29 protein-coding genes and 1 tRNA gene are annotated in these 25013 nt (G+C 58.3%); 27 read left to right on the plus strand and 3 right to left on the minus strand.

Going from position 1 to position 25013, the window contains the following annotated elements:
- Positions 1-125 precede the first annotated feature (125 nt).
- The 17 genes from ACQZ5Y_RS03335 to ACQZ5Y_RS03415 all read left to right on the plus strand — a co-directional run bounded on the left by ACQZ5Y_RS03335 (position 126) and on the right by ACQZ5Y_RS03415 (position 14987).
- Complete coding sequence (locus ACQZ5Y_RS03335; protein ID WP_003515087.1) at positions 126-905, plus strand: DUF1217 domain-containing protein; 780 nt, start codon at positions 126-128, stop codon at positions 903-905.
- 1 nt (position 906) lies between these two features.
- On the plus strand, positions 907-1641 hold the full coding sequence (flgF, locus tag ACQZ5Y_RS03340) for a flagellar basal-body rod protein FlgF (protein WP_003515085.1): 735 nt from the start codon (positions 907-909) through the stop codon (positions 1639-1641).
- Between the two features lie 11 nt (positions 1642-1652).
- Entirely contained in the window at positions 1653-3059 is a 1407-nt protein-coding gene (gene fliI, locus ACQZ5Y_RS03345; RefSeq protein WP_003515084.1) for a flagellar protein export ATPase FliI, read from the plus strand.
- 3 nt (positions 3060-3062) lie between these two features.
- On the plus strand, positions 3063-3635 hold the full coding sequence (locus tag ACQZ5Y_RS03350; protein WP_013635475.1) for a hypothetical protein: 573 nt from the start codon (positions 3063-3065) through the stop codon (positions 3633-3635).
- A gap of 238 nt (positions 3636-3873) precedes the next feature.
- On the plus strand, positions 3874-4266 hold the full coding sequence (gene flgB, locus ACQZ5Y_RS03355; protein ID WP_003515082.1) for a flagellar basal body rod protein FlgB: 393 nt from the start codon (positions 3874-3876) through the stop codon (positions 4264-4266).
- A gap of 3 nt (positions 4267-4269) precedes the next feature.
- Complete coding sequence (gene flgC, locus ACQZ5Y_RS03360) at positions 4270-4689, plus strand: flagellar basal body rod protein FlgC (RefSeq protein WP_003515081.1); 420 nt, start codon at positions 4270-4272, stop codon at positions 4687-4689.
- Positions 4686-5021: a flagellar hook-basal body complex protein FliE gene (locus tag ACQZ5Y_RS03365; RefSeq protein ID WP_003515080.1), complete on the plus strand. Its 336-nt coding sequence runs from the start codon at positions 4686-4688 to the stop codon at positions 5019-5021. Before flgC ends, ACQZ5Y_RS03365 begins: the two co-directional genes overlap by 4 nt.
- Positions 5022-5143: 122 nt before the next feature.
- Positions 5144-5932, plus strand: a complete 789-nt coding sequence (gene flgG, locus ACQZ5Y_RS03370; protein WP_003515079.1) for a flagellar basal-body rod protein FlgG — start codon at positions 5144-5146, stop codon at positions 5930-5932.
- Between the two features lie 20 nt (positions 5933-5952).
- On the plus strand, positions 5953-6441 hold the full coding sequence (gene flgA / locus ACQZ5Y_RS03375) for a flagellar basal body P-ring formation chaperone FlgA (protein ID WP_174049180.1): 489 nt from the start codon (positions 5953-5955) through the stop codon (positions 6439-6441).
- Complete coding sequence (locus ACQZ5Y_RS03380) at positions 6438-7559, plus strand: flagellar basal body P-ring protein FlgI (RefSeq protein ID WP_013635473.1); 1122 nt, start codon at positions 6438-6440, stop codon at positions 7557-7559. The genes flgA and ACQZ5Y_RS03380 overlap by 4 nt, the downstream gene beginning before the upstream one ends.
- Positions 7556-8092: a MotE family protein gene (locus tag ACQZ5Y_RS03385; RefSeq protein WP_019564308.1), complete on the plus strand. Its 537-nt coding sequence runs from the start codon at positions 7556-7558 to the stop codon at positions 8090-8092. Before ACQZ5Y_RS03380 ends, ACQZ5Y_RS03385 begins: the two co-directional genes overlap by 4 nt.
- On the plus strand, positions 8089-8805 hold the full coding sequence (gene flgH, locus ACQZ5Y_RS03390; protein ID WP_003515062.1) for a flagellar basal body L-ring protein FlgH: 717 nt from the start codon (positions 8089-8091) through the stop codon (positions 8803-8805). The genes ACQZ5Y_RS03385 and flgH overlap by 4 nt, the downstream gene beginning before the upstream one ends.
- A gap of 28 nt (positions 8806-8833) precedes the next feature.
- Positions 8834-9334 carry a flagellar basal body-associated FliL family protein gene (locus tag ACQZ5Y_RS03395; protein ID WP_174049179.1) on the plus strand — a complete coding sequence of 167 codons (501 nt, stop codon included), beginning with the start codon at positions 8834-8836 and terminating at the stop codon, positions 9332-9334.
- Positions 9331-10068, plus strand: a complete 738-nt coding sequence (gene fliP / locus ACQZ5Y_RS03400) for a flagellar type III secretion system pore protein FliP (protein WP_003515060.1) — start codon at positions 9331-9333, stop codon at positions 10066-10068. The genes ACQZ5Y_RS03395 and fliP overlap by 4 nt, the downstream gene beginning before the upstream one ends.
- A gap of 372 nt (positions 10069-10440) precedes the next feature.
- Positions 10441-11451: a flagellin N-terminal helical domain-containing protein gene (locus ACQZ5Y_RS03405; protein WP_174042169.1), complete on the plus strand. Its 1011-nt coding sequence runs from the start codon at positions 10441-10443 to the stop codon at positions 11449-11451.
- Between the two features lie 592 nt (positions 11452-12043).
- Complete coding sequence (locus tag ACQZ5Y_RS03410) at positions 12044-13387, plus strand: flagellin N-terminal helical domain-containing protein (RefSeq protein ID WP_026330633.1); 1344 nt, start codon at positions 12044-12046, stop codon at positions 13385-13387.
- 262 nt (positions 13388-13649) lie between these two features.
- Positions 13650-14987 (plus strand): flagellin N-terminal helical domain-containing protein, encoded by a 1338-nt coding sequence (locus ACQZ5Y_RS03415; RefSeq protein ID WP_065703813.1) that lies wholly within the window; start codon positions 13650-13652, stop codon positions 14985-14987.
- 196 nt (positions 14988-15183) lie between these two features.
- Here the strand turns inward: ACQZ5Y_RS03415 and ACQZ5Y_RS03420 are convergent.
- A tRNA-Thr gene (locus tag ACQZ5Y_RS03420) sits at positions 15184-15258 on the minus strand.
- Between the two features lie 197 nt (positions 15259-15455).
- Here ACQZ5Y_RS03420 and ACQZ5Y_RS03425 point away from each other — a divergent pair.
- The 10 genes from ACQZ5Y_RS03425 to ACQZ5Y_RS03470 all read left to right on the plus strand — a co-directional run bounded on the left by ACQZ5Y_RS03425 (position 15456) and on the right by ACQZ5Y_RS03470 (position 22317).
- Entirely contained in the window at positions 15456-15680 is a 225-nt protein-coding gene (locus ACQZ5Y_RS03425) for a hypothetical protein (protein ID WP_370647617.1), read from the plus strand.
- Positions 15681-15782: 102 nt separating this feature from the next.
- Positions 15783-17075, plus strand: a complete 1293-nt coding sequence (murA, locus tag ACQZ5Y_RS03430) for a UDP-N-acetylglucosamine 1-carboxyvinyltransferase (RefSeq protein WP_025592455.1) — start codon at positions 15783-15785, stop codon at positions 17073-17075.
- Between the two features lie 115 nt (positions 17076-17190).
- Positions 17191-17631 (plus strand): DUF2948 family protein, encoded by a 441-nt coding sequence (locus ACQZ5Y_RS03435; protein ID WP_013635465.1) that lies wholly within the window; start codon positions 17191-17193, stop codon positions 17629-17631.
- A 131-nt stretch (positions 17632-17762) separates the two neighbouring features.
- Complete coding sequence (gene hisD / locus ACQZ5Y_RS03440; protein WP_065661368.1) at positions 17763-19061, plus strand: histidinol dehydrogenase; 1299 nt, start codon at positions 17763-17765, stop codon at positions 19059-19061.
- 3 nt (positions 19062-19064) lie between these two features.
- On the plus strand, positions 19065-19538 hold the full coding sequence (locus tag ACQZ5Y_RS03445) for a UPF0262 family protein (protein WP_003515052.1): 474 nt from the start codon (positions 19065-19067) through the stop codon (positions 19536-19538).
- 2 nt (positions 19539-19540) lie between these two features.
- Positions 19541-20029, plus strand: a complete 489-nt coding sequence (locus ACQZ5Y_RS03450; RefSeq protein WP_065688347.1) for an arsenate-mycothiol transferase ArsC — start codon at positions 19541-19543, stop codon at positions 20027-20029.
- Between the two features lie 210 nt (positions 20030-20239).
- Positions 20240-20458 carry a translation initiation factor IF-1 gene (infA, locus tag ACQZ5Y_RS03455; RefSeq protein WP_003493814.1) on the plus strand — a complete coding sequence of 73 codons (219 nt, stop codon included), beginning with the start codon at positions 20240-20242 and terminating at the stop codon, positions 20456-20458.
- Positions 20459-20492: 34 nt separating this feature from the next.
- Positions 20493-21116: a Maf-like protein gene (locus ACQZ5Y_RS03460; RefSeq protein ID WP_003515050.1), complete on the plus strand. Its 624-nt coding sequence runs from the start codon at positions 20493-20495 to the stop codon at positions 21114-21116.
- A 3-nt stretch (positions 21117-21119) separates the two neighbouring features.
- Positions 21120-21347, plus strand: a complete 228-nt coding sequence (yacG, locus tag ACQZ5Y_RS03465; RefSeq protein ID WP_003515047.1) for a DNA gyrase inhibitor YacG — start codon at positions 21120-21122, stop codon at positions 21345-21347.
- 148 nt (positions 21348-21495) lie between these two features.
- Positions 21496-22317: a DUF6030 family protein gene (locus tag ACQZ5Y_RS03470; protein ID WP_174049178.1), complete on the plus strand. Its 822-nt coding sequence runs from the start codon at positions 21496-21498 to the stop codon at positions 22315-22317.
- 27 nt (positions 22318-22344) lie between these two features.
- Here the strand turns inward: ACQZ5Y_RS03470 and galE are convergent, their stop codons facing one another.
- Both galE and ACQZ5Y_RS03480 read right to left on the minus strand, forming a co-directional pair.
- On the minus strand, positions 22345-23376 hold the full coding sequence (gene galE / locus ACQZ5Y_RS03475; protein WP_174049177.1) for a UDP-glucose 4-epimerase GalE: 1032 nt from the start codon (positions 23374-23376) through the stop codon (positions 22345-22347).
- Positions 23377-23702: 326 nt separating this feature from the next.
- The gene (locus ACQZ5Y_RS03480) at positions 23703-24869 is read right to left on the minus strand and encodes a pyridoxal phosphate-dependent aminotransferase (RefSeq protein WP_019564317.1); all 1167 of its coding nucleotides are present in this window, start codon (positions 24867-24869) and stop codon (positions 23703-23705) included.
- Positions 24870-25013 lie beyond the last annotated feature (144 nt).

Raw genomic sequence — 25013 nt, forward strand, 5'->3', positions numbered from 1 at the left:
GAACCTGTCCGCGGAGCCTCTGTCCCTCGTCGCCGCAGCCAGTTTCGCACAAGCAACATCCGGCATTATCCCGACAAAGGCGGACGTGCGCCTTGGTATCGGGATCAAACGAGAGCGGCGGTTCAGTGACTTCCACCTACACCAGCTACAGACTGATCAGTCAGGACATCGGCAAATCGCTTGAGCGTGTGTCGAAGCAACCCGACGTGGCGCGCGAAACCGAATATTACCGGTCGAAGATCGGCAGCGTGAAATCCGTCGACGACTTCATGGCCGATACCCGTCTTTACAATTATGCGCTGAAAGCCAACGGCCTCGAGGACATGGCCTATGCGAAAGCCTTCATCCGCAAGGTGCTGACCGAAGGCACGGCCGACAAGAACGCCTTCGCCAACAAGCTTTCCGACAGCCGCTATTCGGACCTTGCGAAATCGCTCGACTTTGCAAGTCTCGGTGCAGCTGCAACTGCGACCGAAGCGGCCCAGTCCGGCATCATCAGCAAATACACCCGCCAGACGCTGGAGCAGGAGGCGGGCGGCGACAATAACGGTGTCCGGCTTGCTCTTTACTTCGAGCGCAAGGCACCAACGATCAAATCGGGTCTCGATTTTCTAGCCGACGACGCGCTCGCGCAGGTGTTCCGCACCGCCTACAACCTGCCTGACGAAATTGCGGCAGGAAGCGTCGAAAAACAGGCCGCGCTTATCGAAAAATCCATCAATATCAAGGATCTGCAAAATCCAGAAAAGGTCGGCAAGCTGCTCGAGCGTTTCACCATCATGTGGGAAATGCAAAATCCCTCCACGACCTATGATCCTCTGGCCGTTTTCGGCTCCTCCAGCGGCTACGGCATTTCCCCGGACCTGCTGATCTCCATCAACTCCCTGAAACTCGGAGGCAAATGATATGCAATCCGGACTATACGTCGCCCTTTCCTCGCAGATTGCGCTGGAGCGTCGTCTCACCACCATTTCCGACAATATGGCGAATGCGAACACGGTGGGTTTCCGCGGTTCCGAAGTGAAATTCGACGAAATGGTCGCCAAGAACCACAATGACATGAATGCCAAGGTGGCGTTCGTATCGCAGGGTAACGACTATCTCTCCACCCGTCAGGGTGCCTTCGAACAGACTGGCAATAGTTTCGATTTCGCCATCAAGGGCGATGCCTGGTTCGCGATGGACACACCCGACGGCCAGATCCTGAGCCGCGACGGGCGTTTCACCATGCGTCCGGACGGCGCACTCATCTCCTCAAGCGGTTATCCGGTTCTCGACGCCGGCGGCGGTCCGATCCAGCTCAATGCGAATGGTGGCCCGATCACCGTCAGTCTCGATGGTGCGATCAGGCAGAACGACAACATCGTTGCCACGCTCGGTATCTTCCAGGCGGATTTCTCGAAAGGCTTCCTGCGCCATCCCAATAGCGGCGTGAAGCCCGTGGCCCCGCCGACGCCGGTCGTCAACAATCACGAGGTCGGCGTCGTTCAGGGTTATCTCGAGCAGTCGAACGTCAACGGCATTTCCCAGATGACGCAGCTCATCCAGGTCAACCGGGCCTTCGAGAGCATTTCGTCGCTGATGCGCGATACCGAATCCACTTTCGGCGATGCCATCAAGACGCTTGGCGGCGCACGTTAAGGAACTGAGCGATGACAATGCCGGAATCCACGCTCACGGTCGAGGCGATTTCACCGAAGCTCGCCCAGCTCGCCAGCCTTGCCGGGCACTATGCCGATCCGGAGTTTTCGGTGGCGCCGGGCGGCCATGTCCGCACCATCGCCGCCGGACACTACACGGTTTCCGGCCTGTCGCGGCATGTGAGGCTGGGCGAGTTCGTCGCCCATCGCAGCGCGACCGGTATCCATCTCGGCGAAGTCGTGCGCGTGGAACCCGATATCTGCTACGTCTGCCCCATCGAACCGGGCGAGCCGATTGGCATTCACGACACAGTCATCCGCAAAGGTGCCTTCCGCGTTGCGCCTGACGACAGCTGGTGCGGCCGCACCATCAATGCGCTTGGCGAACCCATCGATGGCAAGGGTCCGCTTGCATCAGGTACGGAGCGCCGTCCGATTTCCAGCAATGCACCGCCGTCGATGACGCGCAAGCGGGTGGAGACGCCCTTCAAGACGGGTGTCCGGGCAATCGATATTTTCTCGCCTCTCTGCCTTGGCCAGCGTCTCGGCATCTTTGCGGGCTCAGGCGTGGGAAAATCCACGCTCCTATCGATGCTTGCCAAGGCCGATGCCTTCGACAAGGTCGTCATCGGACTTGTCGGCGAGCGCGGTCGCGAAGTGCGCGAGTTCATCGAGGATACGATGGGCGAGAATATGGGCAAGTCCGTCGCCGTTGTCGCGACCAGCGACGAAAGCCCGATGCTGCGCAAGATGGCGCCGCTTTCGGCCGTCACCATCGCCGAATATTTCCGTGACAGGGGCGACAACGTCCTTCTTATCATCGACAGCGTGACCCGTTTTGCCCATGCGATCCGCGAAGTGGCGGTCGCTTCGGGTGAACCGCCGGTGGCACGCGGCTATCCGGCCTCGGTCTTCACCGAATTGCCGCGCCTTCTGGAGCGGGCGGGACCCGGCGCCGAAGGCAGCGGTACCATCACCGCCATCGTCTCCATTCTGGTGGACGGCGACAACCACAACGATCCGATTGCCGATTCGACCCGCGGTATTCTCGACGGCCACATCGTGCTGGATCGCAGCCTTGCAGAAGAAGGCCGCTATCCTCCGATCAATCCTCTGGCCTCGATCTCGCGTCTCGCCAAGAAGGCATGGACACCGGATCAGGAAAAGCTGGTGTCGCGTCTGAAAGCGCTGGTGCACCGCTTTGAGGAAACGCGGGATCTGCGCCTCATCGGCGGTTATCGACCCGGCACCGATCCCGATCTCGACATGGCGGTGAAACAGGTTCCGATCATCTATGAAACGCTGAAACAGCTTCCGAATGAACCGGCGGCGCAGGACGCTTACGCCGATCTGGCGACCGCGTTGCGCGGTGGAGTGCAAAATAATCAGCCACAGGTAAACCCGAGAATGAGAGGCTGACCCGTGAAAAAGAAACAGATCGACAAGATCGACGATAGCGACCTCGAGAACGTACAGCCGCAGCCTCCCTTCTTCACGCCCGACCGTATTCTGGCGTGGACGGGAATAGGACTTGCCGCCGCCGCCGCATTTTTCCCCTGGTACGTGTTCTTCAACGAGGACAAGTTTGGAATGAGAGTGGCAGACGGCGACCGCACGCGCGACCTGCCCCATACCGGTCCGCGTGAAGTCTTCAGCGTTTCGCCCCTAGCCATGACCAATCGCAACAAGGAAGACGCGCCAGCGCCCGGCGAATTGCCGGACATGCTGACGACGGCGACGGTCAGCGAAAAGGGTAAGGAAAAGCAGAACAATCTCGCCGCAGGGCTTGAAGACCAGCCCTTCCCCGGCCAGACCTCTTTCCGCCTGCTGCATGTCTCCAACGGCCGCGCCCTCATCGAGGACGGATCGGGCATGTATATGGTGCGGGTGGGCTCCACATTACCCGACAATGCGCGCCTGACCAAAATCGAGCAGCGCGACGGCGAGTGGATGATAGAGACCTCTTCCGGTAAAACCTATCATCCCGAGAAGTAGTCAGACCGGCACTCTGCTGAAGTCTGCTGCCGTCGCCGGATCCAGTCCGGCAGGACGGAGACGTCTTCGCAATTCACTATTCGATCCTAGGGCGTGCCGCATTTGCCGGCGCGCCATTTTTGTTTTCGCAATCGCCTCCGGGATCAGATTCTCCAGTGCTTCCGCACCTGCGCCCCTCACCGCAAGTCTGACGCAAGATTAGCACCGTAGGTTCGGGCCATACGAGATGGAGAAGTCTATGCAACCGATTCAACTGTTCGATCTGGCCTCCCGCCAAGCGGAATGGCTGAGCGTGCGGCAGGAAGTCGTGGCGACCAACATCGCCAACGCCAACACACCCAAGTTTCACGCCAAGGATGTCAGTCCTTTCGAAGCGGTCATGCAGGCCACCAGCCAGCAGGTCGGCATGGCGAAGACCCATCCCGCCCATTTCGGTGCTAGCGAGCTCAGCGAAAATATCGCGGTGCGCGACAACCCGATCAATAACGAGATCGGCATGCAGGAGTCCGGCAATTCGGTCGCGCTTGCTGAGGAAATGACCAAGACCGGCGAGATCAAGCGGCAATACGACCTGAACGCCAGTCTCGTCAAATCCTTCCATCGCATGATGCTGATGACGGTAAAGAGGTAAACCATGGATCCCTTGAGTGCGGCGAGCAAGATCGCGGGCAGCGGCCTGGAAGTGCAGTCCACCCGACTGCGTATCGTTTCGGAAAACATTGCCAACGCAAGATCGACCGGCGACACGCCCGGCGCCGACCCCTATCGCCGCAAGACCGTGACATTCGGCTCCGAGCTTGACCGCGTAAGCGGCGTGCAGCGCGTGACGGTAAAGAAGCTTGGCGTCGACCGCGGCGATTTCGTCCACGAATACGACCCCGGCAATCCGGCCGCCGACACCAGCGGCATGGTCAAGATGCCAAACGTCAACGTCCTGATCGAAATGGCGGATATGCGCGAAGCCAACCGCAGCTACGACGCCAACCTTCAGGTCATCCGCCAGACACGCGACCTCGTCGCCTCCACCATCGACCTTCTGAAAGCATCGCAATGATCGACGGCATCAAACAACTCGGTTCCCTCTCGCTCACGCGTGGCACGAGCAACGTCTCTTCGCTGACCGACAGCATTTTCGGCAGCCAGCAGACGACGCCCGCCCAGCAGACGGGCGCAAGCTTCGCAAGCGTTCTCGGCAATATGTCAACGGATGCGATGAACAACCTGAAGAAGGCGGAAGTGGCCTCCTTCGAAGGTATTCAGGGCAAGGCAAACACACGCGAAGTGGTCGATGCCGTGCTTTCGGCCGAGCAGTCGCTGCAAACGGCCATCGCGTTCCGCGACAAGATCGTGTCGGCCTATCTCGACATTACCAAGATGCAGATCTAGAGCGCGTCCGGTTTGACGCCAATCGTTGGCCGCGCTCTAGGCCTTTGTTTTTAAGCACTTTCCGGACGCAGAACCGCTCCGCGCCTTTACTGGAAATGCTCTAGCCCCGCAGGAAAAATGACATGAGAGCTCTTGCCATCGCTGCCACCGGTATGGACGCCCAGCAGACCAATCTGGAAGTCATTGCCAACAACATCGCCAACATCAACACCACCGGCTATAAGCGCGCGCGTGCAGAGTTTACCGATCTTCTGTACCAGACCGAACGCATGCAGGGTGTGCCGAACCGTGCCAACCAGGCGATCGTGCCTGAGGGAGCCAATATCGGCCTCGGCGTGCAGACTTCCGCGGTGCGCAACATCCACACCCAGGGCAACCTGATCGAAACCGGCAACAAGCTCGACGTGGCAATCATCGGCCAGGGCTGGTTTCAGATCGAGGCGGCCGACGGTTCGACGCTCTACAGCCGCGCCGGCGCCTTCAACAAGAATGCTGACGGCAACCTCGTGACGGTTGATGGCTACAATGTCATCCCGAACATCAATATCCCAACCGACGCGCAGGACATCACCATCACCCGCACGGGTCAGGTGACCGCCCGCATCGGCAACGCTGCGGATTTCACTGAACTCGGCCAGTTGACCATCGCCAACTTTGCCAACGAGGCGGGTCTGAAGCCGCTCGGCGACAATCTCTTTTCCCAGACGCCGGCCTCCGGCGCCGCCGTTATCGGCGTGCCTGACGATCCGAGCTACGGCTACATCAAGCAATCTTACCTCGAAGGCTCGAACGTCGATGCCGTCAAGGAAATCACCGACCTCATCACGGCGCAGCGCGCCTACGAGATGAATTCAAAGGTCATCACCACAGCTGACGAAATGGCTTCGATTGTCAGCAAGAACCTGAAGTAAGAACGGAAAGGCAGGCGGACATGAGGTTTGGCCGGGAACATAGCAGCTGCAGAACGGCACTCGTCCGTATGTGCCTTGCGTCTGCCTTTTCACTGGGTGCCATGGCACCCGCTTTTGCACAGGCACCGACGGCGCTGGTTCCTACTCGCACGATCTATCCGGGCGAGACGATCACGCCCGAACAGGTGAAGCCGGTGGAAGTGACCAACCCCAACATTTCCGCTGGTTACGCGAGCGATATCAGCGAAGTGGAAGGCATGATCTCCAAGCAGACATTGCTTCCCGGCCGCACAATCCCCATTGCAGCGCTTCGTGAACCGTCACTTGTGGTGCGCGGCACGAGCGTCAAACTCGTTTTCCACATCGGCAACATGACGCTGATGGCGTCCGGAACGCCCATGAGCGACGGCTCGCTCGGCGAGGTCGTAAGGGTACGCAACATCGATTCCGGCGTGATGGTCAGCGGTACCGTCATGAAGGACGGAACCATTCAGGTTATGGCGAAATGAAAGTGCTTCGTATCCTCTGTGCGGCTCTGGTCATTTCGGCCCTGCCCTTCCTCTCGACGCCGCCAGCCCAGGCAGACACGTCGCGTATCAAGGATATCGCATCCCTGCAGGCCGGACGCGACAACCAGCTGATCGGATATGGTCTCGTCGTGGGCCTACAGGGCACCGGCGACAGCCTGCGCTCTTCACCCTTCACCGAACAGTCCATGCGCGCCATGCTACAGAACCTCGGCATCACCACGCAGGGCGGCCAGTCCAACGCCAAGAACATCGCCGCCGTGATGGTGACGGCCAACCTGCCGCCATTCGCCAGCCCCGGCAGCCGTGTAGACGTGACGGTCAGCTCGCTCGGCGACGCCTCCTCGCTTCGCGGCGGCAACCTCATCATGACATCGCTTTCCGGTGCAGACGGGCAGATCTATGCGGTCGCGCAGGGAGCACTGATCGTCAACGGCTTTTCGGCACAGGGCGATGCAGCGACATTGACGCAGGGCGTAACGACCTCGGCGCGTGTGCCGAACGGCGCGATCATCGAGCGGGAACTGCCGTCGAAATTCAAGGATTCGGTCAATCTGGTCCTTCAGCTGCGCAATCCCGATTTTTCGACCGCGGTGCGCGTCGCCGATGTCGTTAACGCCTTTGCCCGCGCCCGTTACGGTGATGGCATCGCCGAACCGCGCGATTCGCAGGAAATCTCGGTGCAGAAGCCCCGCACCGCCGACCTGACGCGGTTGATGGCGGAAATCGAAAACCTGACGGTCCAGACGGATACGCCGGCGAAAGTCGTGATCAACGAGCGCACGGGCACGATCGTCATCGGCGCGGATGTGCGTATTTCCCGCGTGGCGGTGAGCTATGGAACGCTTACCGTGCAGGTGACGGAATCGCCGCAGGTCATCCAGCCGGCGCCCTTCTCGCGCGGCGAGACGGCGGTGCAACCGCAGACGGATATCATGGCACTGCAGGAAGGCAGCAAGGTCGCCATCGTCGAAGGCCCTGACCTTCGCACGCTGGTTGCCGGTCTCAACAGCATCGGGCTCAAGGCGGACGGCATCATCGCCATTCTGCAAGGCATCAAATCCGCCGGCGCCCTTCAGGCGGAGCTCGTGCTGCAATGATGGAACTTCAGAAGAAAACTGCTTTCAGGAATGGCTTTGCCCGGTTCGCGGCCGTTGCCTCGCTGCTTTTCCTGTTGCCCGCCGCCGGCGCCGAAAGCCAGCAGAACGTGGTGTCCGAACTCAGCACGCAAGATGAAATCCAGAAATTCTGCACCAATATTGCCGATGCGGCCCGCGACCAGCGCTATCTCATGCAGAAGCAGGAGCTGGAAAAGCTTCAGGCTGACGTCAACGAGCGCATTTCCGCGTTGCAGGACCGCAAGGCGGAATATGAGGACTGGCTGGCACGCCGCAATCATTTCCTCGAGCAGGCGAAAAGCAATCTGGTCGATATCTACAAGACGATGAAGGCGGATGCCGCAGCACCGCAGCTCGAGAAGATGCATGTGGAAATCGCGGCTGCCATCATCATGCAGCTTCCGCCACGTCAATCGGGCCTCATCCTCAGTGAAATGGATGCTCAGAAAGCCGCAATCGTCGCCGGCATCATGTCGCAGGCAATCGACAAAAACACTTCGAAGGATCCTTCATGACCCCGCGTCTTCCGGCCCTCCTCCTGCCGCTTGCCCTGCTTGCCGGCTGCCAGAACAACCAGACCCTGAAGGAAATCGGCAACGCTCCCGCGATGAGCCCGATCGGCAGCGGCCTGCAATTCAGCCAGACGCCGCAGATGGGCATGTATCCGAAGCAGCCAAAGCACATGGCGAGCGGCTATTCGTTGTGGAGCGACAGCCAGGGTGCACTGTTCAAGGATCTACGTGCGCTTAACATCGGCGACATCCTGACCGTCAACATCCAGATCAACGACAAGGCCGATTTCGACAACGAAACCGAGCGCAACCGTACCAATTCCAGCGGCCTGAACTGGAAGGCAAAGGCGGAAATCTTAGGTTGGACGCCGGAGGCAGATTCCAACATCAAATACGGCTCCGATACAGACACCCAGGCCAAGGGCAAGACCAAGCGTTCCGAAAAGCTGACGCTGATGGTGGCGGCCGTGGTGACCGGCATTCTCGAAAACGGCAACCTCATCATCAGCGGTTCGCAGGAGGTGCGCGTGAATCACGAAATCCGCATCCTCAACGTCGGCGGTATCGTCAGGCCGCAGGATGTCGATGCGCAGAACATGATCTCCTACGAGCGCATCGCCGAGGCGCGCATCTCCTACGGTGGCCGCGGCCGCCTGACGGAAGTGCAGCAACCCCCGGTCGGTCAGCAGGTCGTCGACCTGTTCTCGCCGCTCTGACGCCGACATGCGAAAGCGGGACTGACCCATGGAAAACGAACAGACTGAGGGCAAGAAAAAATCCTCGCCGATGGTCATGACCATCGCTGGCGTTGCAATCCTCACCCTGCTGGGTGCGGGCGGCGGCTGGTTCGTGGGCGGCATGCTCGCCCCGAAGATCGCCGGCGCCGAGGCGCATGCCCCGGCTGCCGCCGGCGAACATGGCGAGAAGAAGGGCGAGGGCATCGATAAAATCCCGGCAGAGGCGAACGGTATCGTCCAGCTCGATCCCATCACCACCAACCTTGCATACCCCTCCACGAACTGGGTGCGGCTTGAAGTGGCGCTGATGTTCAAGGGTCCGGTCGAGGTCAATCTCGCGGAGGATATCCATCAGGATATCATGGCCTACGTCCGCACCGTTTCCCTTCAGCAGCTGGAAGGGCCGCGCGGCTTTCAATATCTTAAGGATGACATTCAGGAACGAGTTGACCTGCGCTCTCAAGGGCGCGTATCCAAGGTCATGTTCCGGACCTTTGTCATCGAATGATTCGATTTCTTGTTACCATCGCTGTTCTTCTGGCTTTGCCGGGCCTTGCCAACGCCCAGCAATTTCCGACCGATCTGTTCAATACACAGATAGACGGATCCGTCGCCGCATGGATCATCCGCACCTTCGGCCTTTTGACGGTCTTGTCAGTCGCGCCGGGCATCCTGATCATGGTCACGAGCTTTCCGCGCTTCGTGATCGCCTTTTCGATCCTGCGCTCCGGCATGGGGCTGGCCTCGACCCCGTCGAACATGATCCTCTTGTCGATGGCGATGTTCATGACCTTCTACGTCATGTCGCCGACCTTCGATAAAGCCTGGACAGACGGCGTGCAGCCGTTGTTGCAGAACCAGATCAACGAACAGCAGGCGATTGGGCGCATCGCCGAACCCTTCCGTACCTTCATGAACGCCAATACGCGCGACAAGGATCTGAAGCTGTTCGTCGATATCGCCCGCGAGCGCGGACAGGTCGTGATGACCGACAATGTGGTCGACTACCGCGTGCTCGTTCCGGCCTTCATGCTTTCGGAAATCCGGCGCGGTTTCGAGATCGGTTTCCTGATCATCCTGCCGTTTCTGGTCATCGATCTCATCGTCGCCACCATCACCATGGCCATGGGCATGATGATGCTGCCACCCACCTCGATTTCCCTGCCGTTCAAGATCCTTTTTTTCGTGCTGATCGACGGCTGGAACCTGCTGGTCGGCAGCCTTGTGAGATCGTTCAACTGACGGCAACTGTGCCGAAATAATCTTCGTTAATCCTGTTTGTTAACCCCGCAGCCCCACGGCTGCGGGGTTTTCGCGTTTTAACCCTTTGGTTACCGTTTTTGCTAGGGGTCGGATAACTATAATTTTAAATTAAAAACTTACCAATTAAATATACTTCGCAGTAACCATAAGTATTTTCTAGTATTTCTTAATGCTCAAATTAACAATTGGGCAATTCTTTGCTGCCAAATTCTCCCTACACACAGCGGGTTTGGTTTCCAAAGGCAAGTAATTCGGAACCGAGTGGCATGAAGCCGAAACGTTGTGACCGGTAATACAAAGTCCGGAATGTCCCCAACTCCAGTATCTCGTAAAAACAAGGGACAAAATACTATGGCAAGCATTCTCACCAACGCCTCCTCTATGGCTGCTCTCCAGACGCTGCGTTCGATCGGCAACAACATGGAGACCACGCAGGGTCGTATCTCGACCGGCCTGAAGGTAGGCTCTGCCTCCGACAACGCCGCTTACTGGTCCATCGCGACCACGATGCGTTCGGACGCTTCGGCGCTCTCCACCGTTTCTGACGCACTCGGCATCGGCGCAGCCAAGGTCGACACCGCGTACTCCGGCATGGAAGCGACGATCAAGGTCGTTCAGGAAATCAAGGACAAGCTGATCCTTGCCCAGGACCCGACTGCCGACAAGAAGAAGATCCAGAAGGAAATCGGCCAGCTCCAGAAGCAGCTGACGTCGATCGCCGACTCCGCGACCTTCAACGGTGAAAACTGGCTGAAGACGAAAGCATCCAACGACGGCGCAGCATTTGTTGTCGGTACTGACGATGCGGCTATTGCCAACCTGAAGAAGCAGGTTGTTGCTTCCTTCACCCGTGACTCCGCTGGCGCCGTCAAGGTTCAGCGCGTCGATCTGCAGCTCAGCGGCTCGAACGTTCTGTTCGATACCGGCGCTGTAACAGACGGCAAGGGTACGGGCATCCTCGACAAGGCAGCTGTCGCAGACGGCGTTAAGCAGTCGGTTTCGAACCTCGATATTTCCGACCTGAGCATCTACAAGGGCGCTGGTGCCACCATGCTCGGCACTGCCGCTGCAACGGACAACGACATCCTCGACAAGCTCATCACTCACGTTGACAAGCAGCTTGAAACCCTCAACAGCGCTGCTGCCGATCTGGGCGCGGTCTCCAACCGCATCTCGATGCAGGGCGACTTCGTTTCCAAGCTGACGGCAACGATGGAAAAGGGTATCGGCCGTCTGGTTGACGCCGACATGAACGAAGAGTCGACCCGCCTCAAGGCTCTGCAGACGCAGCAGCAGCTGGCAATCCAGGCTCTGTCGATCGCCAACAGCGACTCGCAGAACATCCTGTCGCTCTTCCGTTAATCGGACCGAAAATTACAAAAGTCGAGCCGCGCCCGAAAGGGCGCGGTTTTGCATTTGTGGAGTGCTCCGCAAACGGGAAGATTTCGTTTACCATCCTTGCTTTGAAAGCATTTACCACGATTTGAGCGAAGCGCCGGGAGCGCCCTGAAATTAGGGAATTGGAAAGCACCGGCTGTCAGATTTTGGGCATGGACAAGCGGATAGCCGCTGGCCTGAATGACACTACACGCAGGATCGCAAGCGGAGGCTGACCGTCTTGCAATTGCGTGAAACAGGCAAACGTGACGGAGGCTGACCCAAGCGTATTGCCCTTTTATCAAAGCCGCATCCGGAAACGGGTGCGGCTTTATTATTTTTTTAAACATTTCAGGCTACGCGCGCATGCGCGCGAAGATTGCATAATAAAATCTCAGCGTGTGTATTTTTTTGCGACCCTTAGCTCTTCATTAACCATATGAAGGTTAGCTAGAGCCATCGAAACGGCGAGCTAACCATTAAAAATCAGCAGGTTAGCAGGCATGATGCTGTGCGCTGTTCCCGGTGAGACCGGAATGTCCCTTCGTTAATCAGCCATTCAAGGGGCAAATTTACTATGACGAGCATTCTCACTAACGTAGCAGCTATGTCTGCACTCCAGACCCTGCGCTCCATCGGCCAGAACATGGAAACGACGCAGGACCGCGTGTCTTCCGGCCAGCGCGTCGGCGAAGCTTCCGATAACGCCGCTTACTGGTCGATCGCGACCACCATGCGTTCCGACAACGGCGCTCTTTCTGCTGTTCAGGACGCGCTCGGCCTCGGCGCCGCAAAGGTCGACACTGCCTATTCGGGTATGGAATCGTCCATCGACGTCGTCAAGGAAATCAAGAACAAGCTGGTTGCCGCCCGCGAACCCGGTGTCGACAAGTCCAAGATCCAGGAAGAAATCACCCAGCTGCAGGATCAGCTGAAGTCGATCTCCAGCTCCTCGTCTTTCTCCGGTGAAAACTGGCTGCAGGCAACCGTCAGCAACGGTGCTGGCGAACTGAAGAACGTCACCAAGCAGATCGTTGGCTCCTTCATCCGCGACGCTGCCGGCAACGTGTCCGTAAAGACCGTCAACGTTGACCTGAGCCGCAACACGGTGCTTTTCGACACGTCTTCGGGCGCTGCAAAGGACAAGCAGGGCGTCCTCGACTCCTACGCCTATTTTTCTTCCACGGGCAGCTACAAGCTGTTCGAAATCACCAATGACTCGGACGGCGTAGGCGCTGCCCAGCCGGTGACCAAGGTTGCAGCAGCCAAGGTTTACACTGAAGCCCAGCTGAAGGGCCTGAAGGAAGCAACTGCCGGCACCCCCGTCACCTTCACAACCGCTGCTGCAACGGGTATCGTCACGATCGCTAACGCCGATGCGACAGCCCCCGACGTCAACGGCACCTACTTCAATCTTGGCAACGACCAGTATGTGAAAATCAACACGACTGCGCCGACCTCGCCGGCAACCAAGACCAACATTGCAGTTGGCCTCGACGGCACCACCAAGATCTACCTGGAAGAAGGCGCAACCGCCCAGCTCGCAACGCAACTTACCTACTCCCTGACGTCTCTGGACATCACCAAGGACCTGACCGGCACGTTCAAGAACAGCGACGGCTCGGCAGTCTCGGAAAACCAGTACCTCGACGCCATGGTTTCCTTCGTTGACAAGCAGCTCCAGAGCATGACGTCCGCCGCTGCCGACCTCGGCTCGGTCAAGATGCGCATCGAACTGCAGGAAAACTTCGTCAACAAGCTGACCGACTCGCTCGACAAGGGCATCGGCCGTCTCGTCGACGCTGAAATGAACGAAGAATCCACCAAGCTGAAGGCTCTTCAGACCCAGCAGCAGCTTGCTGTTCAGGCCCTGTCAATCGCCAACAACGACTCGCAGAGCATCCTGTCGCTCTTCCGTTAATCGGAAAAGACATCGCCAAAAAATCGAGCCGCATCCGAAAGGGTGCGGCTTTTTCCGTCATGGTTAAGAGAAATTATTATTTCCTAATTTTTATTAACAACAGTTTAGGCTTTGTTAACCATTCGGGCCCTAAAACCTAGGCATCGAAACGATTGGTTAACCAAGACGAAAAAGAGGTTAACAGGCATCAAGCCGCGCGATCGTTACCGGCGGCAATCCGGAATGTCCCTTTTCATTTAAGCCAATCAAGGGGCAAATAATTATGACCAGCATTTTGACGAACGTCGCGGCAATGGCCGCCCTTCAGACCCTCCGCGCAATCGGCAGCGACATGGAAGAAACGCAGTCGCGTGTCTCCTCCGGCCTGCGCGTCAAAACCGCCTCCGACAACGCCGCCTACTGGTCTATCGCGACCACCATGCGTTCGGATAACGGTGCTCTTTCCGCTGTTCAGGACGCCCTCGGCCTCGGCGCCGCAAAGGTCGATACAGCCTATTCCGCCATGGAAACCACTGTCGATGTCGTCAAGGAAATCAGCAAGAAGCTGGTTGCCGCCCGCGAGGCCGGCGTCGACAAGGCAAAGATTCAGGAAGAAATCCGTCAGCTCCAGGACCAGCTGAAAAGCATCGGCGAATCCGCCTCCTTCTCCGGCGAAAACTGGCTTAAGGGCAAGATCAGCGACGCATCCGGCAACCTCACCCCCATAACGAAGCAGATCGTCGGCTCCTTCATCCGTGACGGCGCGGGCAATGTTGCAGTCAAGACGATCAACGTTCAGGTCGACAACAAGACTGCCCTTTTCGATACCTCGACCGGTGCGGCGAAAAACGGTATCCTCGATAGCGCCGCCTATTATTCCGATACAGGCTCCCTGCGCAATTTCGAGATTACCACGACCACACCCGCAGGTGTTGCCACAAACACGCCCTCTACCGCAAAGGTGTTCACGCAATCCCAGCTTCTGGGTTTCCCATCGGGGACGACGACCACAGTTTCTGCTCCAGACGCAGTAACCGGCCTCGTAACCGTTGCTGCGGCGACAACCGCACGAAACAACGGCACCTACTTCAAGATCGGCGAAAACGCAGCGGGTGAAGCCCTCTACGTAAAAGCCAACAATACCGCGCCGATGCCTGCAGGCACCACTGTAACGGCAATCGGAACCGGCGGTTCGTCCAATAACAATATTTACCTCGAAACCGCCGCCGCAGATTCCCAGATGGCACAGAAGCTCGGCTACTCGCTGATCGATCTCGACATCACCAAGGATCTCAGCGGTTTGCTGGACGCCAAGGGCCAGCCGTTGACGGACAATGACGGCCTCGACAACATGATCCAGTTCGTCAACACCAAGCTGGAATCGCTGATCAGCGCGAGCGCCGATCTCGGCTCCATCAAGATGCGCCTCGATCTTCAGGAAGATTTCGTCAACAAGCTCACAGACTCCATCGACAAGGGCGTCGGCCGCCTCGTCGACGCAGACATGAACGAAGAATCCACCAAGCTGAAGGCTCTGCAGACCCAGCAGCAGCTGGCAATCCAGTCGCTCTCCATCGCCAATACCAGCTCCGAGAATATCCTGTCGCTATTCCGCCAGTAAGCGGCGCCCGTTGGCTACGGGCGGTTTCGTCCCGCTCTGGCAGCAACAGAATATTCGGAAATGGAAACCGCGCTTCGCAAGAGGCGCGGTTTTCACATTTACCGAGACCAGTGCAGAATGTTGCGAAAAAGCAAGCCGACATCGTGGACAAGACCCACCGTCACGTTGCGTAAATTTCTGATTTTATTGGGGAAAATGGTGCTGCTAGAGAGATTTGAACTCTCGGCCTCTCCCTTACCAAGGGAGTGCTCTACCCCTGAGCTATAGCAGCATCCGGTGCCGAAGCGTTTGCTTCAGCATCAAGCGTGGCGGCCTATTGCCATAGGTTTTTGACGAGCGCAAGTCGCAAAACGATATTCTTCAACAAGCGGGGCAAAAAAGCGTTCCCCCTGTTGAAAAACGTATTTTTCGGATATTGCTGAATTTATGAACGAACATCATGACAAACAGGCAAAGGCGGCGTTTTCCGTGAACGCTTCAGAAGACCCCGTTGCCCTTGCGGCAAGCGGCAACGCCCAGGCTGGTCCCGGCGAGAAGGCGCGGCAACGCGAGGCGGAGCGCAAGGCGCGGGCAGCGAAGAAGCTGCGTGAAAACCTGCAGAAGCGCAAACAGCAGGTTCGCGCGCGCCGGGCCGGCGATGCGGATGAGACGATTGGCCTGCCTGCCGCAAAAACGGACGAATCATCCTCATAGAGAATTCACCAGCATCATTTGAAACGCCGCGGAAACTCGTCTAAGGACGCGCATTTCCGCAAGGCATGATTAAGAAAGGCGGGCAAAGGCCCGTAGGGACGCATGGATCGCATCAGAATTACGGGTGGTAACAAGCTCAACGGCATCATTCCCATCTCCGGCGCGAAAAACGCCGCTCTGCCTTTGATGATCGCTTCGCTTCTGACCAGCGATACGCTGACGCTCGAAAACGTGCCGCATCTGGCGGACGTCGAGCAGCTCATCCGTATTCTCGGCAATCATGGCGTCGATATTTCGGTCAATGGCCGTCGTGAAAGCCAGGGCGAAGCCTATTCCCGCACGGTCCACTTCACCTGTCGTACCATTGTCGATACCACCGCACCTTACGAGCTGGTTTCCAAGATGCGCGCCAGCTTCTGGGTCATCGGCCCGCTTCTGGCCCGTGAAGGCCGTGCGCGCGTTTCACTGCCCGGCGGCTGTGCCATTGGCACCCGTCCGGTGGACCTGTTCATCGAGGGCCTGCAGGCACTTGGCGCAACGATGGAGATCGATGGCGGCTATATCAACGCCAGCGCTCCAAAGGGCGGCCTTATCGGCGCTGTTTATACCTTCCCGAAAGTCTCCGTCGGCGCGACGCATGTGATGCTGATGGCCGCGAGCCTTGCAAGAGGCACCACCGTCATTCACAACGCCGCCCGCGAACCGGAAGTCGTCGATCTAGCGCACTGCCTGACTGCGATGGGCGCGAAGATCGAGGGCGCTGGCACCTCCACCATCACCATCGAGGGAGTCACCTCGCTTTCCGGCGCACGCCACCGGGTGCTGCCTGACCGTATCGAGACCGGCACCTATGCCATGGCCGTTGCCATGGCTGGCGGTGATGTGGTGCTGGAAGGCACGCGTGCATCGCTGCTCGACAATGCGCTGGACACGCTGCGGCTTGCCGGAGTGTCGATCAGCGACACGGAGACCGGTCTGCGCGTCGTGCGCAACGGCAACGGCATTCAGCCGGTCGATATCGTCACCGAACCCTTCCCCGGCTTCCCAACCGACCTCCAGGCGCAGTTCATGGCGCTGATGACCCGGTCGCAGGGTGTATCCCACATTACCGAAACCATCTTCGAAAACCGCTTCATGCATGTGCAGGAACTGGCCCGTCTCGGCGCGAAGATTTCGCTCTCCGGGCAGATGGCCCGTATCGAAGGCGTTACCCGCCTGAAGGGTGCGCCTGTCATGGCAACCGATCTGCGCGCCTCGGTGTCGTTGGTCATTGCGGGCCTGGTGGCGGAAGGCGAGACCATGGTTTCGCGCGTCTACCACCTCGATCGCGGTTTCGAACGGCTTGAAGAAAAGCTCACCCGCTGCGGTGCGCTGGTCGAACGCGTCAGCGATTGATCCTTTCATCGCCGCTCATTCGTTTTCTCCCCGTTGCAGAGCGGGCCGCGACTGCCTATTTCCTGTACAAGGAATAGACATTGCGGGCGCGGCCCCGCGGAAAAGGAAGAAAACGATGAGCGGCCTGAAATTGCTCGCGCTGGATACTGAAGATCTCTCCGTCATTTCGACGCACATGCAGGACAGCGTCTTCAAACTGAAGGACGTTGCATTCGAGGCAAAGCAGGGCCAATTTACACTTTCCGCCAATCGTTTCGTCTGGGAAAACGCGAATAAGAAGAACCTGCCGCCGGAGCGATGCCGCAGCGTGGTTTTCCTGAAGCGGGTCTCCGCTGTCCGCTCGCACGGCATCAATCGCACTGATAAGGAACAGGTGCTTTCGCTCCTCGCAATCCGCTTCGTGCAGAACGGCGAAGGTCCTGATGGCGCCGTCGAACTGACGCTTTCGGGCGGCGGGGCTATCGCACTCGATGTCGAATGCATCGAGGCGCAGCTGACGGATGTGAGCGGCGCCTGGGAAACTGCCGCCAAACCGCATCATCCCGATAGCGAATAAGCTCTCCACGCCATTGCAACGGTTGCCTTTCGTCACTGTTTCGATTTATGCCACATACCAGAGCCGCATTTTTCTGCGGTGAGTTCGTGCACCTCGCGGGATCGCCGCGAGGAAAATGAGAGGGTAATGGCGTGGCAATCTGGCTGGAGCGGGCATCGGCTGATTTCGAACAGAAATTTGCTGCCTTCCTGACAACCAAGAGGGAAGTTTCGGAAGACGTCAACGCGACCGTTCGCGACATCATCGATGACGTCCGCAATCGCGGCGATGCGGCCCTTGCCCACTACTCCATTAAATTCGACGGCATCGATTTCTCGAAGGTCTCGATGCGGGTGACAGCGGAAGAGATCGATGCGGCCGTCGAAGCCGTTGACAGAAGTGTCATCGAAGCTCTCGAACTCGCAGCGAGGCGCATTGAAAAACACCATGCGCGGCAGATGCCGAAGGACGATATCTACGAAGACGAGATCGGTGTGGGCCTCGGTTCACGCTGGACGGCGATCGAAGCTGTCGGCCTTTATGTGCCCGGCGGCACCGCGAGCTATCCAAGCTCCGTCCTTATGAACGCTGTCCCGGCCAAGGTTGCCGGTGTAGAGCGTATCGTCATGGTCGTGCCGGCGAATGGCGGCGTGATAAACCCCGCCGTTCTTGCCGCCGCGCGCATTGCAGGTGTTGAGGAAATCTACCGCATTGGCGGCGCACAGGCCGTGGCTGCACTCGCCTACGGCACGGAAACAATCACGCCTGTCGCCAAGATTGTCGGCCCCGGCAATGCCTATGTGGCGGCCGCGAAACGGCATGTCTTCGGAACTGTCGGCATCGACATGATCGCCGGGCCCTCCGAAGTGCTTGTCATTGCCGACAGGGACAACGATCCTGACTGGCTGGCCGCCGATCTTCTCGCGCAGGCGGAGCATGACCGTGGCGCGCAGTCCATTCTCATCACCGACAATGCCGAACTCGGCAAGGCGGTGGAGGCGGCCGTGGAACGGCAGCTGAAGCGGCTGTCGCGCGCCGAGACGGCAGCGGCGAGCTGGGCGGATTTCGGTGCGATCATTCTCGTCGAAAAGCTCACCGATGCCATTCCCTTGGCCAACCGCATTGCCGCCGAGCATCTGGAGCTTGCCGTTGACGATCCGGACGCGCTGATGGCGCATATCCGCAATGCCGGCGCGATCTTCGTCGGGCGCCATACGCCTGAGGTGATCGGCGATTATGTCGGCGGCTCCAACCACGTTTTGCCGACGGCGCGCTCAGCGCGCTTCTCTTCCGGCCTTTCAGTGCTGGATTTCGTCAAACGTACCTCGATCCTGCGTCTCGGGCCTGAGCAGCTGCGGCAGCTTGCGCCGGCGGCGATCACCCTTGCCCGTTCGGAGGGGCTGGACGCGCATGCGCGCTCCGTCTCCATTCGCCTCAACCCGGAAAGTTAAGAGATGGCTTCAGGCGATTTCCGGCTCTGCGATGTGGTTTTGGACGATAGCATCGGCCGGTCCACGCCGGACGTGGAGCATGAACGCGCCGTCGCCATTTTCGATCTGATTGAGGAAAACACGTTCGAACCATTCGGCCATGAGGGCGGCCCATACCGGCTGCACATATCGCTGGTCGATGCCAAGCTGGTTTTCTCGATCAAGACCGAAGACGAGAAGGATGTCTCGACCCATATCCTGTCGCTGACGCCGTTCCGCCGCATCATCAAGGATTATTTCCTGATCTGCGAAAGCTATTACGAGGCGATACGCTCCTCCACTCCAAGCCAGATCGAGGCGATCGACATGGGCAGGCGGGGCATTCACAATGACGGCTCGCAGACTTTGATGGACCGGCTTTCCGGCAAGATCAAAATCGATTTCGATACTGCGCGCCGTCTTTTCACCCTTGTCTGTGTGCTTTATTGGCGGGGTTAGAGATGAGAGATCCCGCCACGGCTCCAAATGGGGGACAGGCTCCCAAATCGGTCCTCTTCATGTGCGGTATGAACTCCATCCGTTCTCCCATGGCCGAGGTCATCGCCAAACGACTGGTGGCGCCCGGCATCTACATCCAGTCGGCCGGCGTGCGTGCGGGCGAGCGTGACCCCTTTGTGGATGCGGTTCTGGAAGAACAGGGATTTTCGCTCGGCAAACACAAACCGCGTACATTGGACGAGATCGAGGATGATTTTTTCGATCTGATCATTACATTGACACCCGAAGCTCATCACGCAGCACTTGAACTGACACGCTCGAACTCGCTCGACGTTGTCTATTGGCCAACCATGGACCCAACCGTCATCACCGGCACGCGGGACCAGATTCTGGATGCCTATCGCGAGGTGCGGGACCATCTTGCCAGGCTGATTACCGAACGCCTGCCAGGAAGGCCGCAGCCGGCGGCGGATACGCTTTCAAAAGACTGAGGTTGAGTGTCCGTTTCGATCGGACCAGACACTTCAAACGCCGCACAGGACAGGCATTTATTCGATCCGCACCTCTCACCTGGCGAAAATCGGTTCCGATTTTCGCCGTGATGCTTTAGAGGTTCACAAATGTGCCGGGATTGTGTAGTTTCCGCGCAATTTTCCCGGACACGACAGGTCCGGCACTATCAACAGGAAGAAAACCCTTACATGACAAAAGAAGAAGTCCTCGAATTCCCGGGCATCGTAACCGAATTGCTGCCGAACGCAACATTCCGCGTGAAGCTTGAGAACGAACACGAAATCATCGCCCACACTGCGGGCCGCATGCGCAAGAACCGTATCCGCGTTCTGGCGGGCGACAAGGTGCTGGTCGAAATGACGCCTTACGACCTGAGCAAGGGCCGCATCACCTATCGCTTCAAGTAATCCGTTTTCGGCATTCGGAAGCCCGGGCAGCGCAATGACCAACTCAAAACAAAAGCTCGTTCTGGCATCCGGTTCGCCGCGGCGTCTGGAACTATTGCACCAGATCGGCATCGAGCCGGCACGTCTGATGCCGATGGATATCGACGAAACGCCCGTAAAGCTTGAGCATCCGCGCACGCTGTGCCGTCGCCTGTCGCTACAGAAGGCCGAGGCTGCGCATGCGGCGCTGAAGAGCGAGCAGACGTGGAAAGACGCCTATGTTCTCGGCTCCGACACCGTGGTGGCCGTGGGTCGCCGCATTGTCGGCAAGGCGGAATATACCGAGGAGGCTTCCGCAGCGCTGCATCTTCTCTCGGGGCGCAGCCATTGGGTCTATACCGGCATCTGCCTTGTGACGCCCGGCGGCAAGATCCGTCAGAAGGTTGTGGAAACCAAGGTGCGTTTCAAACGCCTTACCACGCGCGAGATCGACGCCTATATCGCCTCCGGGCAATGGCGCGGCAAAGCCGGGGCCTATGGTATCCAGGGCATTGCCGGCTCATTCGTGCAGAAACTGACCGGCTCCTACACCAATGTCGTCGGCCTGCCGCTGTATGAGACCATGTCGCTTCTTTCCGGTGAAGGATTCGAGGTGACGTCGGGCTGGCTCGAAGGATAGACCATGACAAAATCATCTCCTGAAGGTTCGGGAAATGTCACGCCGCTTCGGAAAACGAAGCCATGTCCGGAGTGCGGGCGGCCCTCGACACGGGAAGACTATCCGTTCTGTTCGGATCGCTGCCGCTCGCTCGATCTCGCCCGCTGGCTGAACGGTTCCTACGCCATTCCTGTCGCCGACGACGAAAGCAGCGCGGACGAGCAGGACTCGTTCAAAAATTCCTCCGAATAACGTTGCGCCGCCGGAAAATCCGGCGGTGGAATACAGAATATTTTTAATGACCTTCAGCTCGCAGTACATTCACCGGGTTACCGACAGCCCGAAAGCCATATCAAAAACCGGTTGACGCCCCTCCCCCGGCAGCCATTAGGGTTCCCCGATGGACGCAAGCCTGCAAAAAAGAGTAAGGCCTGGCGCGCTGCTGTTTGCGGTGCTGGCAGTTTGTCTTGCCATATTGGCAACGGTGCTGCTTGCCAATGACAAGAAACATCTCAAAAGCCTGCTGAGCTATCTCAACCTTGCGCCTGCCACACGCTCCGCCGAGCAGCCAGCCCGGATGAAGCCCGTCAAGCGGCATAAGGTTACCGCCCAAAAACTCAATCTACCGCCGCATCTGCTGAAATTCGAGCAAGGCGGCAACAGGGCATCCTTTGCCCGCGACTTCGTTCTTTCCGGCAAGGACCTATGCGACCGCTTTACCGCGGCGGGCTTTTCCAACCCGCAAGGCTGGCACGCAAGCCCGGTGAAGATCCGCAATTTCGAATGCATGGCCGATCTTGTGGTCGGGGACACGGCGAACGCGTCGGAACGGGCATCGCTTTTTCTAGACATCAGAGGCGAGGCGTCCGACGAGGTTCGCTCTATCAGGATGAAAGTGGTTGCGCCGCAGACACCTGATGGTGCCGTTATTCTGACAAAGCTTGAGGACGCGTTGGCGATGATCATCGAGCAGACGCGCTGGGCCGACCTTGCCAGCATGCTTGAGCCGGCACGCAGGCTGCAACCCTATCAGGCAGAGCATTTCGGCATTTCCGTCTCCCTAAAGCCGGAGCCGTCTGCGCCACATCGGCTGAACCTGATTTTGCTGGCAACGGAACAATTGCCGGGACTGAAGCTCACGCGCAGCTTTTTCGACAGCGAGAAATGGCTTCCCGCTGCCACTCTTTCGGATCGACCGGTCCTCTATTTTTCCGTCAGGTAGAACCGCATCCCGAAAACCAACGGCTGCTCAGCCTATCGCTGCCAGTTTATGCTGCCCAGGCAGAATCCTGTCGCTTCGCTGGGCTTGACGTTTAGCCTCCCACTGAAGGGCCGTGCGAACGATGGTTGTGAGATCATTGAAACGCGGCGACCATCCGAGTTCCGACTGGATACGGCTCGAATCCGCAACCATCGTGGCAATGTCGCCGGCGCGGCGGGGACAATGGATAACCGGGAAATCGTTTCCGGATTCCCGCTGCACGGCATGCAGCACGTCCAGTACCGAATAGCCGACGCCATAACCGCAATTGAGCGTTCGTGTGCCGCCACCAGCACGCAGATGCGCCATGGCGAGCATATGCGCGTCGATCAGATCGCTGACATGGATATAGTCGCGAACGCCGGTGCCGTCAGCGGTCGGATAATCCGTTCCGTAAACCTCAACCTTGTCGCGCCGGCCGGTTGCCGCTTCGCACGCTACCTTGATGAGGTTCGCCACACCCGTGGGGGACGGCCCGGCACGGCCCTTCGGGTCGGCGCCGGCAACATTGAAATAACGCAGCGCCACATAGTTGAAATCATGTGCCTGCACGACATCGCGCAACATGATTTCTGAGGCGAGTTTCGACAGGCCGTAGGGATTTTCCGGGCTGAGAACTGCCGTTTCCGGCACCGGGCCAACAAAGGGTTGGTTCCCATAGACCGCGGCAGTTGAAGAGAAGATGAAATTGCGGATACCATGACCGACTGCCGCCGCAACAAGGGCGCGGGTCGTGCCGGTATTGTTTTCGTAATATTCCAGCGGCTGGCTGATCGATTCAGGGACGCTGACGGAGCCAGCGAAGTGGAAAATGGTCTCGATCTGGTTGTGTTCGAAAATTTGGCCGAGCAAGTCGCGATCGGCGACGTCGCCTAGATAGAAACGCGCCGCTGGCGCGACCGCCCAACGTGATCCCGTCGAAAGACGGTCGACAACAACGACGTCTTCACCGGCGTCGAGCAAAGCCCACACCATGTGGCTTCCTATATAACCGGCCCCACCGGTGACCAGAACAGCCATGACATTACTTCCCTGTTTGCTTTTGTTGCGTCCATCAAAGCCAATAATTCTTCATCATTGATTACTTGCACAGCAAATACCCCACCTATCCCTTGCCCCTATGAAAAGGTGGCTTACGATTGGTTAGCGCAATGAAGTGTGTTTTATTTATTAGATGAAAATGTTCTCATAAATGGAACACAAGGCGCATAGCACAGAAAAGCCCGCACGTCGATTGGTACGCCTTGAGGTTGTAGTTTTAGCGGCTTGCCATGACTCTTTTGGCAGAAAATCTGCCTGCCGCGGCCAAATTCGGCGCGGCAGGGCGGGCTATCGCAGGATCGCGGTTATCTGCCGAGAATATAGGACGCAAGCCGATCGGCTGCGTCTTCGATCTGCTTTGGGTTGCGCAGGAAGCAGGCGCGGAGAAACAGCTCTCCGCCTTGGCCGAATGCGGTGCCCGGCGCGAGGCCGACGCCGGTCTTGTCAACGATATCCAGAGCCGTGGCGCGGCTGTCGGTCACGCCGTCCACCTTGAGGAAGGCATAAAGAGCGCCATCCGGCTTCAATGTCTCCACGCGGTTCGTCGCGATCAGCGCATCGCAGAGAATGTCGCGGGATGTCAGAGCGCGTTCGTAGTTCTCGCGGACGAAACCGTCGCCATGGTCGAGAGCCGCGACTGCGCCGCGCTGCATGAACTGCGCCACGCCGGAGGTGGAATATTGAATAAGATTCTCGATCACCTGCCCGATGACGGGTGGCGCCACGAGCCAGCCAACACGCCAGCCCGTCATGGACCAGTTCTTCGAAAAAGAATTGGCGAAGACGATTTTGTCATCCGGTTCCATCACGTCGAGGAACGACGGCGCACGGGTGCCGGTATAGTGATAAAGTGCGTAAATCTCATCCGCCACGATCCAGAGGTCGTGCTTGCGGGCGAGTGCCAGAACATCGCGAAGATTGTCTCGCGTTGCGGTCCAGCCGGTCGGGTTGGACGGCGTGTTGATAAAGAGCGCCTTCGTCTTACCGGTGATCGCACTTTCCAGCTTGCCGATATCGAGATCCCAGCGACCATCGTGGAAATCGATGCCGGCTGCGACCGCCTTTGCGCCCGCCACGCCGATGGCGGCAACAATATTGGGCCAGGTGGGCGTGAGATAGATCATCTCGTCGCCCGGCGACGTCAGCGCTTGCACCGCAAGCGCAATCGCCTGCATGCCGGAACCTGTTACGTAAAAATGATCTGCGGATAGAGAGGCTGAAAAGTGACGCTCGTAGTAGCTGCTGAGCGCCTGGCGCAATTCGGGAATGCCGCGTTGCCAGGTATAGAAGGTCTCGCCATTGTTGAGCCCGTCGATGGCCGCCTTGTTGATGAAGTCCGGGCTTGGCAGATCGCCTTCGCCGACCCAAAGCGGCAGAAGATTGTCCCGTCCCCGGGCATAATTCACGACCTCGACAATGCCGCTCTCGGGAGCCGCCAGAGAGCGCGCACTCAGACTGTTCAAAATGGACATTAAAGACACTCCGTTTGGTGTCTTCTTATCGCATCGAACGGGCGATATGCATGATATTCCGTGCAACAGTCATGGATTTTCTTTATGGATGGATGCCCGGCGAGAGGGAGCTGACCCATGGTCAGCAATATCGCGCCGGGACAA

Source organism: Agrobacterium sp. A3-95 (genome assembly GCF_053521785.1).

Coding starts and splice junctions, on each gene's coding strand:
- flgF (WP_003515085.1), top strand. CDS start 907: ATGCAATCCGGACTATACGTCGCCCTTTCCTCGCAGATTGCGCTGGAG.
- fliI (WP_003515084.1), top strand. CDS start 1,653: ATGACAATGCCGGAATCCACGCTCACGGTCGAGGCGATTTCACCGAAG.
- flgB (WP_003515082.1), top strand. CDS start 3,874: ATGCAACCGATTCAACTGTTCGATCTGGCCTCCCGCCAAGCGGAATGG.
- flgC (WP_003515081.1), top strand. CDS start 4,270: ATGGATCCCTTGAGTGCGGCGAGCAAGATCGCGGGCAGCGGCCTGGAA.
- ACQZ5Y_RS03365 (WP_003515080.1), top strand. CDS start 4,686: ATGATCGACGGCATCAAACAACTCGGTTCCCTCTCGCTCACGCGTGGC.
- flgG (WP_003515079.1), top strand. CDS start 5,144: ATGAGAGCTCTTGCCATCGCTGCCACCGGTATGGACGCCCAGCAGACC.
- flgA (WP_174049180.1), top strand. CDS start 5,953: ATGAGGTTTGGCCGGGAACATAGCAGCTGCAGAACGGCACTCGTCCGT.
- ACQZ5Y_RS03380 (WP_013635473.1), top strand. CDS start 6,438: ATGAAAGTGCTTCGTATCCTCTGTGCGGCTCTGGTCATTTCGGCCCTG.
- ACQZ5Y_RS03385 (WP_019564308.1), top strand. CDS start 7,556: ATGATGGAACTTCAGAAGAAAACTGCTTTCAGGAATGGCTTTGCCCGG.
- flgH (WP_003515062.1), top strand. CDS start 8,089: ATGACCCCGCGTCTTCCGGCCCTCCTCCTGCCGCTTGCCCTGCTTGCC.
- ACQZ5Y_RS03395 (WP_174049179.1), top strand. CDS start 8,834: ATGGAAAACGAACAGACTGAGGGCAAGAAAAAATCCTCGCCGATGGTC.
- fliP (WP_003515060.1), top strand. CDS start 9,331: ATGATTCGATTTCTTGTTACCATCGCTGTTCTTCTGGCTTTGCCGGGC.
- ACQZ5Y_RS03405 (WP_174042169.1), top strand. CDS start 10,441: ATGGCAAGCATTCTCACCAACGCCTCCTCTATGGCTGCTCTCCAGACG.
- ACQZ5Y_RS03410 (WP_026330633.1), top strand. CDS start 12,044: ATGACGAGCATTCTCACTAACGTAGCAGCTATGTCTGCACTCCAGACC.
- ACQZ5Y_RS03415 (WP_065703813.1), top strand. CDS start 13,650: ATGACCAGCATTTTGACGAACGTCGCGGCAATGGCCGCCCTTCAGACC.
- murA (WP_025592455.1), top strand. CDS start 15,783: ATGGATCGCATCAGAATTACGGGTGGTAACAAGCTCAACGGCATCATT.
- ACQZ5Y_RS03435 (WP_013635465.1), top strand. CDS start 17,191: ATGAGCGGCCTGAAATTGCTCGCGCTGGATACTGAAGATCTCTCCGTC.
- ACQZ5Y_RS03445 (WP_003515052.1), top strand. CDS start 19,065: ATGGCTTCAGGCGATTTCCGGCTCTGCGATGTGGTTTTGGACGATAGC.
- ACQZ5Y_RS03450 (WP_065688347.1), top strand. CDS start 19,541: ATGAGAGATCCCGCCACGGCTCCAAATGGGGGACAGGCTCCCAAATCG.
- infA (WP_003493814.1), top strand. CDS start 20,240: ATGACAAAAGAAGAAGTCCTCGAATTCCCGGGCATCGTAACCGAATTG.
- ACQZ5Y_RS03460 (WP_003515050.1), top strand. CDS start 20,493: ATGACCAACTCAAAACAAAAGCTCGTTCTGGCATCCGGTTCGCCGCGG.
- yacG (WP_003515047.1), top strand. CDS start 21,120: ATGACAAAATCATCTCCTGAAGGTTCGGGAAATGTCACGCCGCTTCGG.
- ACQZ5Y_RS03470 (WP_174049178.1), top strand. CDS start 21,496: ATGGACGCAAGCCTGCAAAAAAGAGTAAGGCCTGGCGCGCTGCTGTTT.
- galE (WP_174049177.1), bottom strand. CDS start 23,376: ATGGCTGTTCTGGTCACCGGTGGGGCCGGTTATATAGGAAGCCACATG.
- ACQZ5Y_RS03480 (WP_019564317.1), bottom strand. CDS start 24,869: ATGTCCATTTTGAACAGTCTGAGTGCGCGCTCTCTGGCGGCTCCCGAG.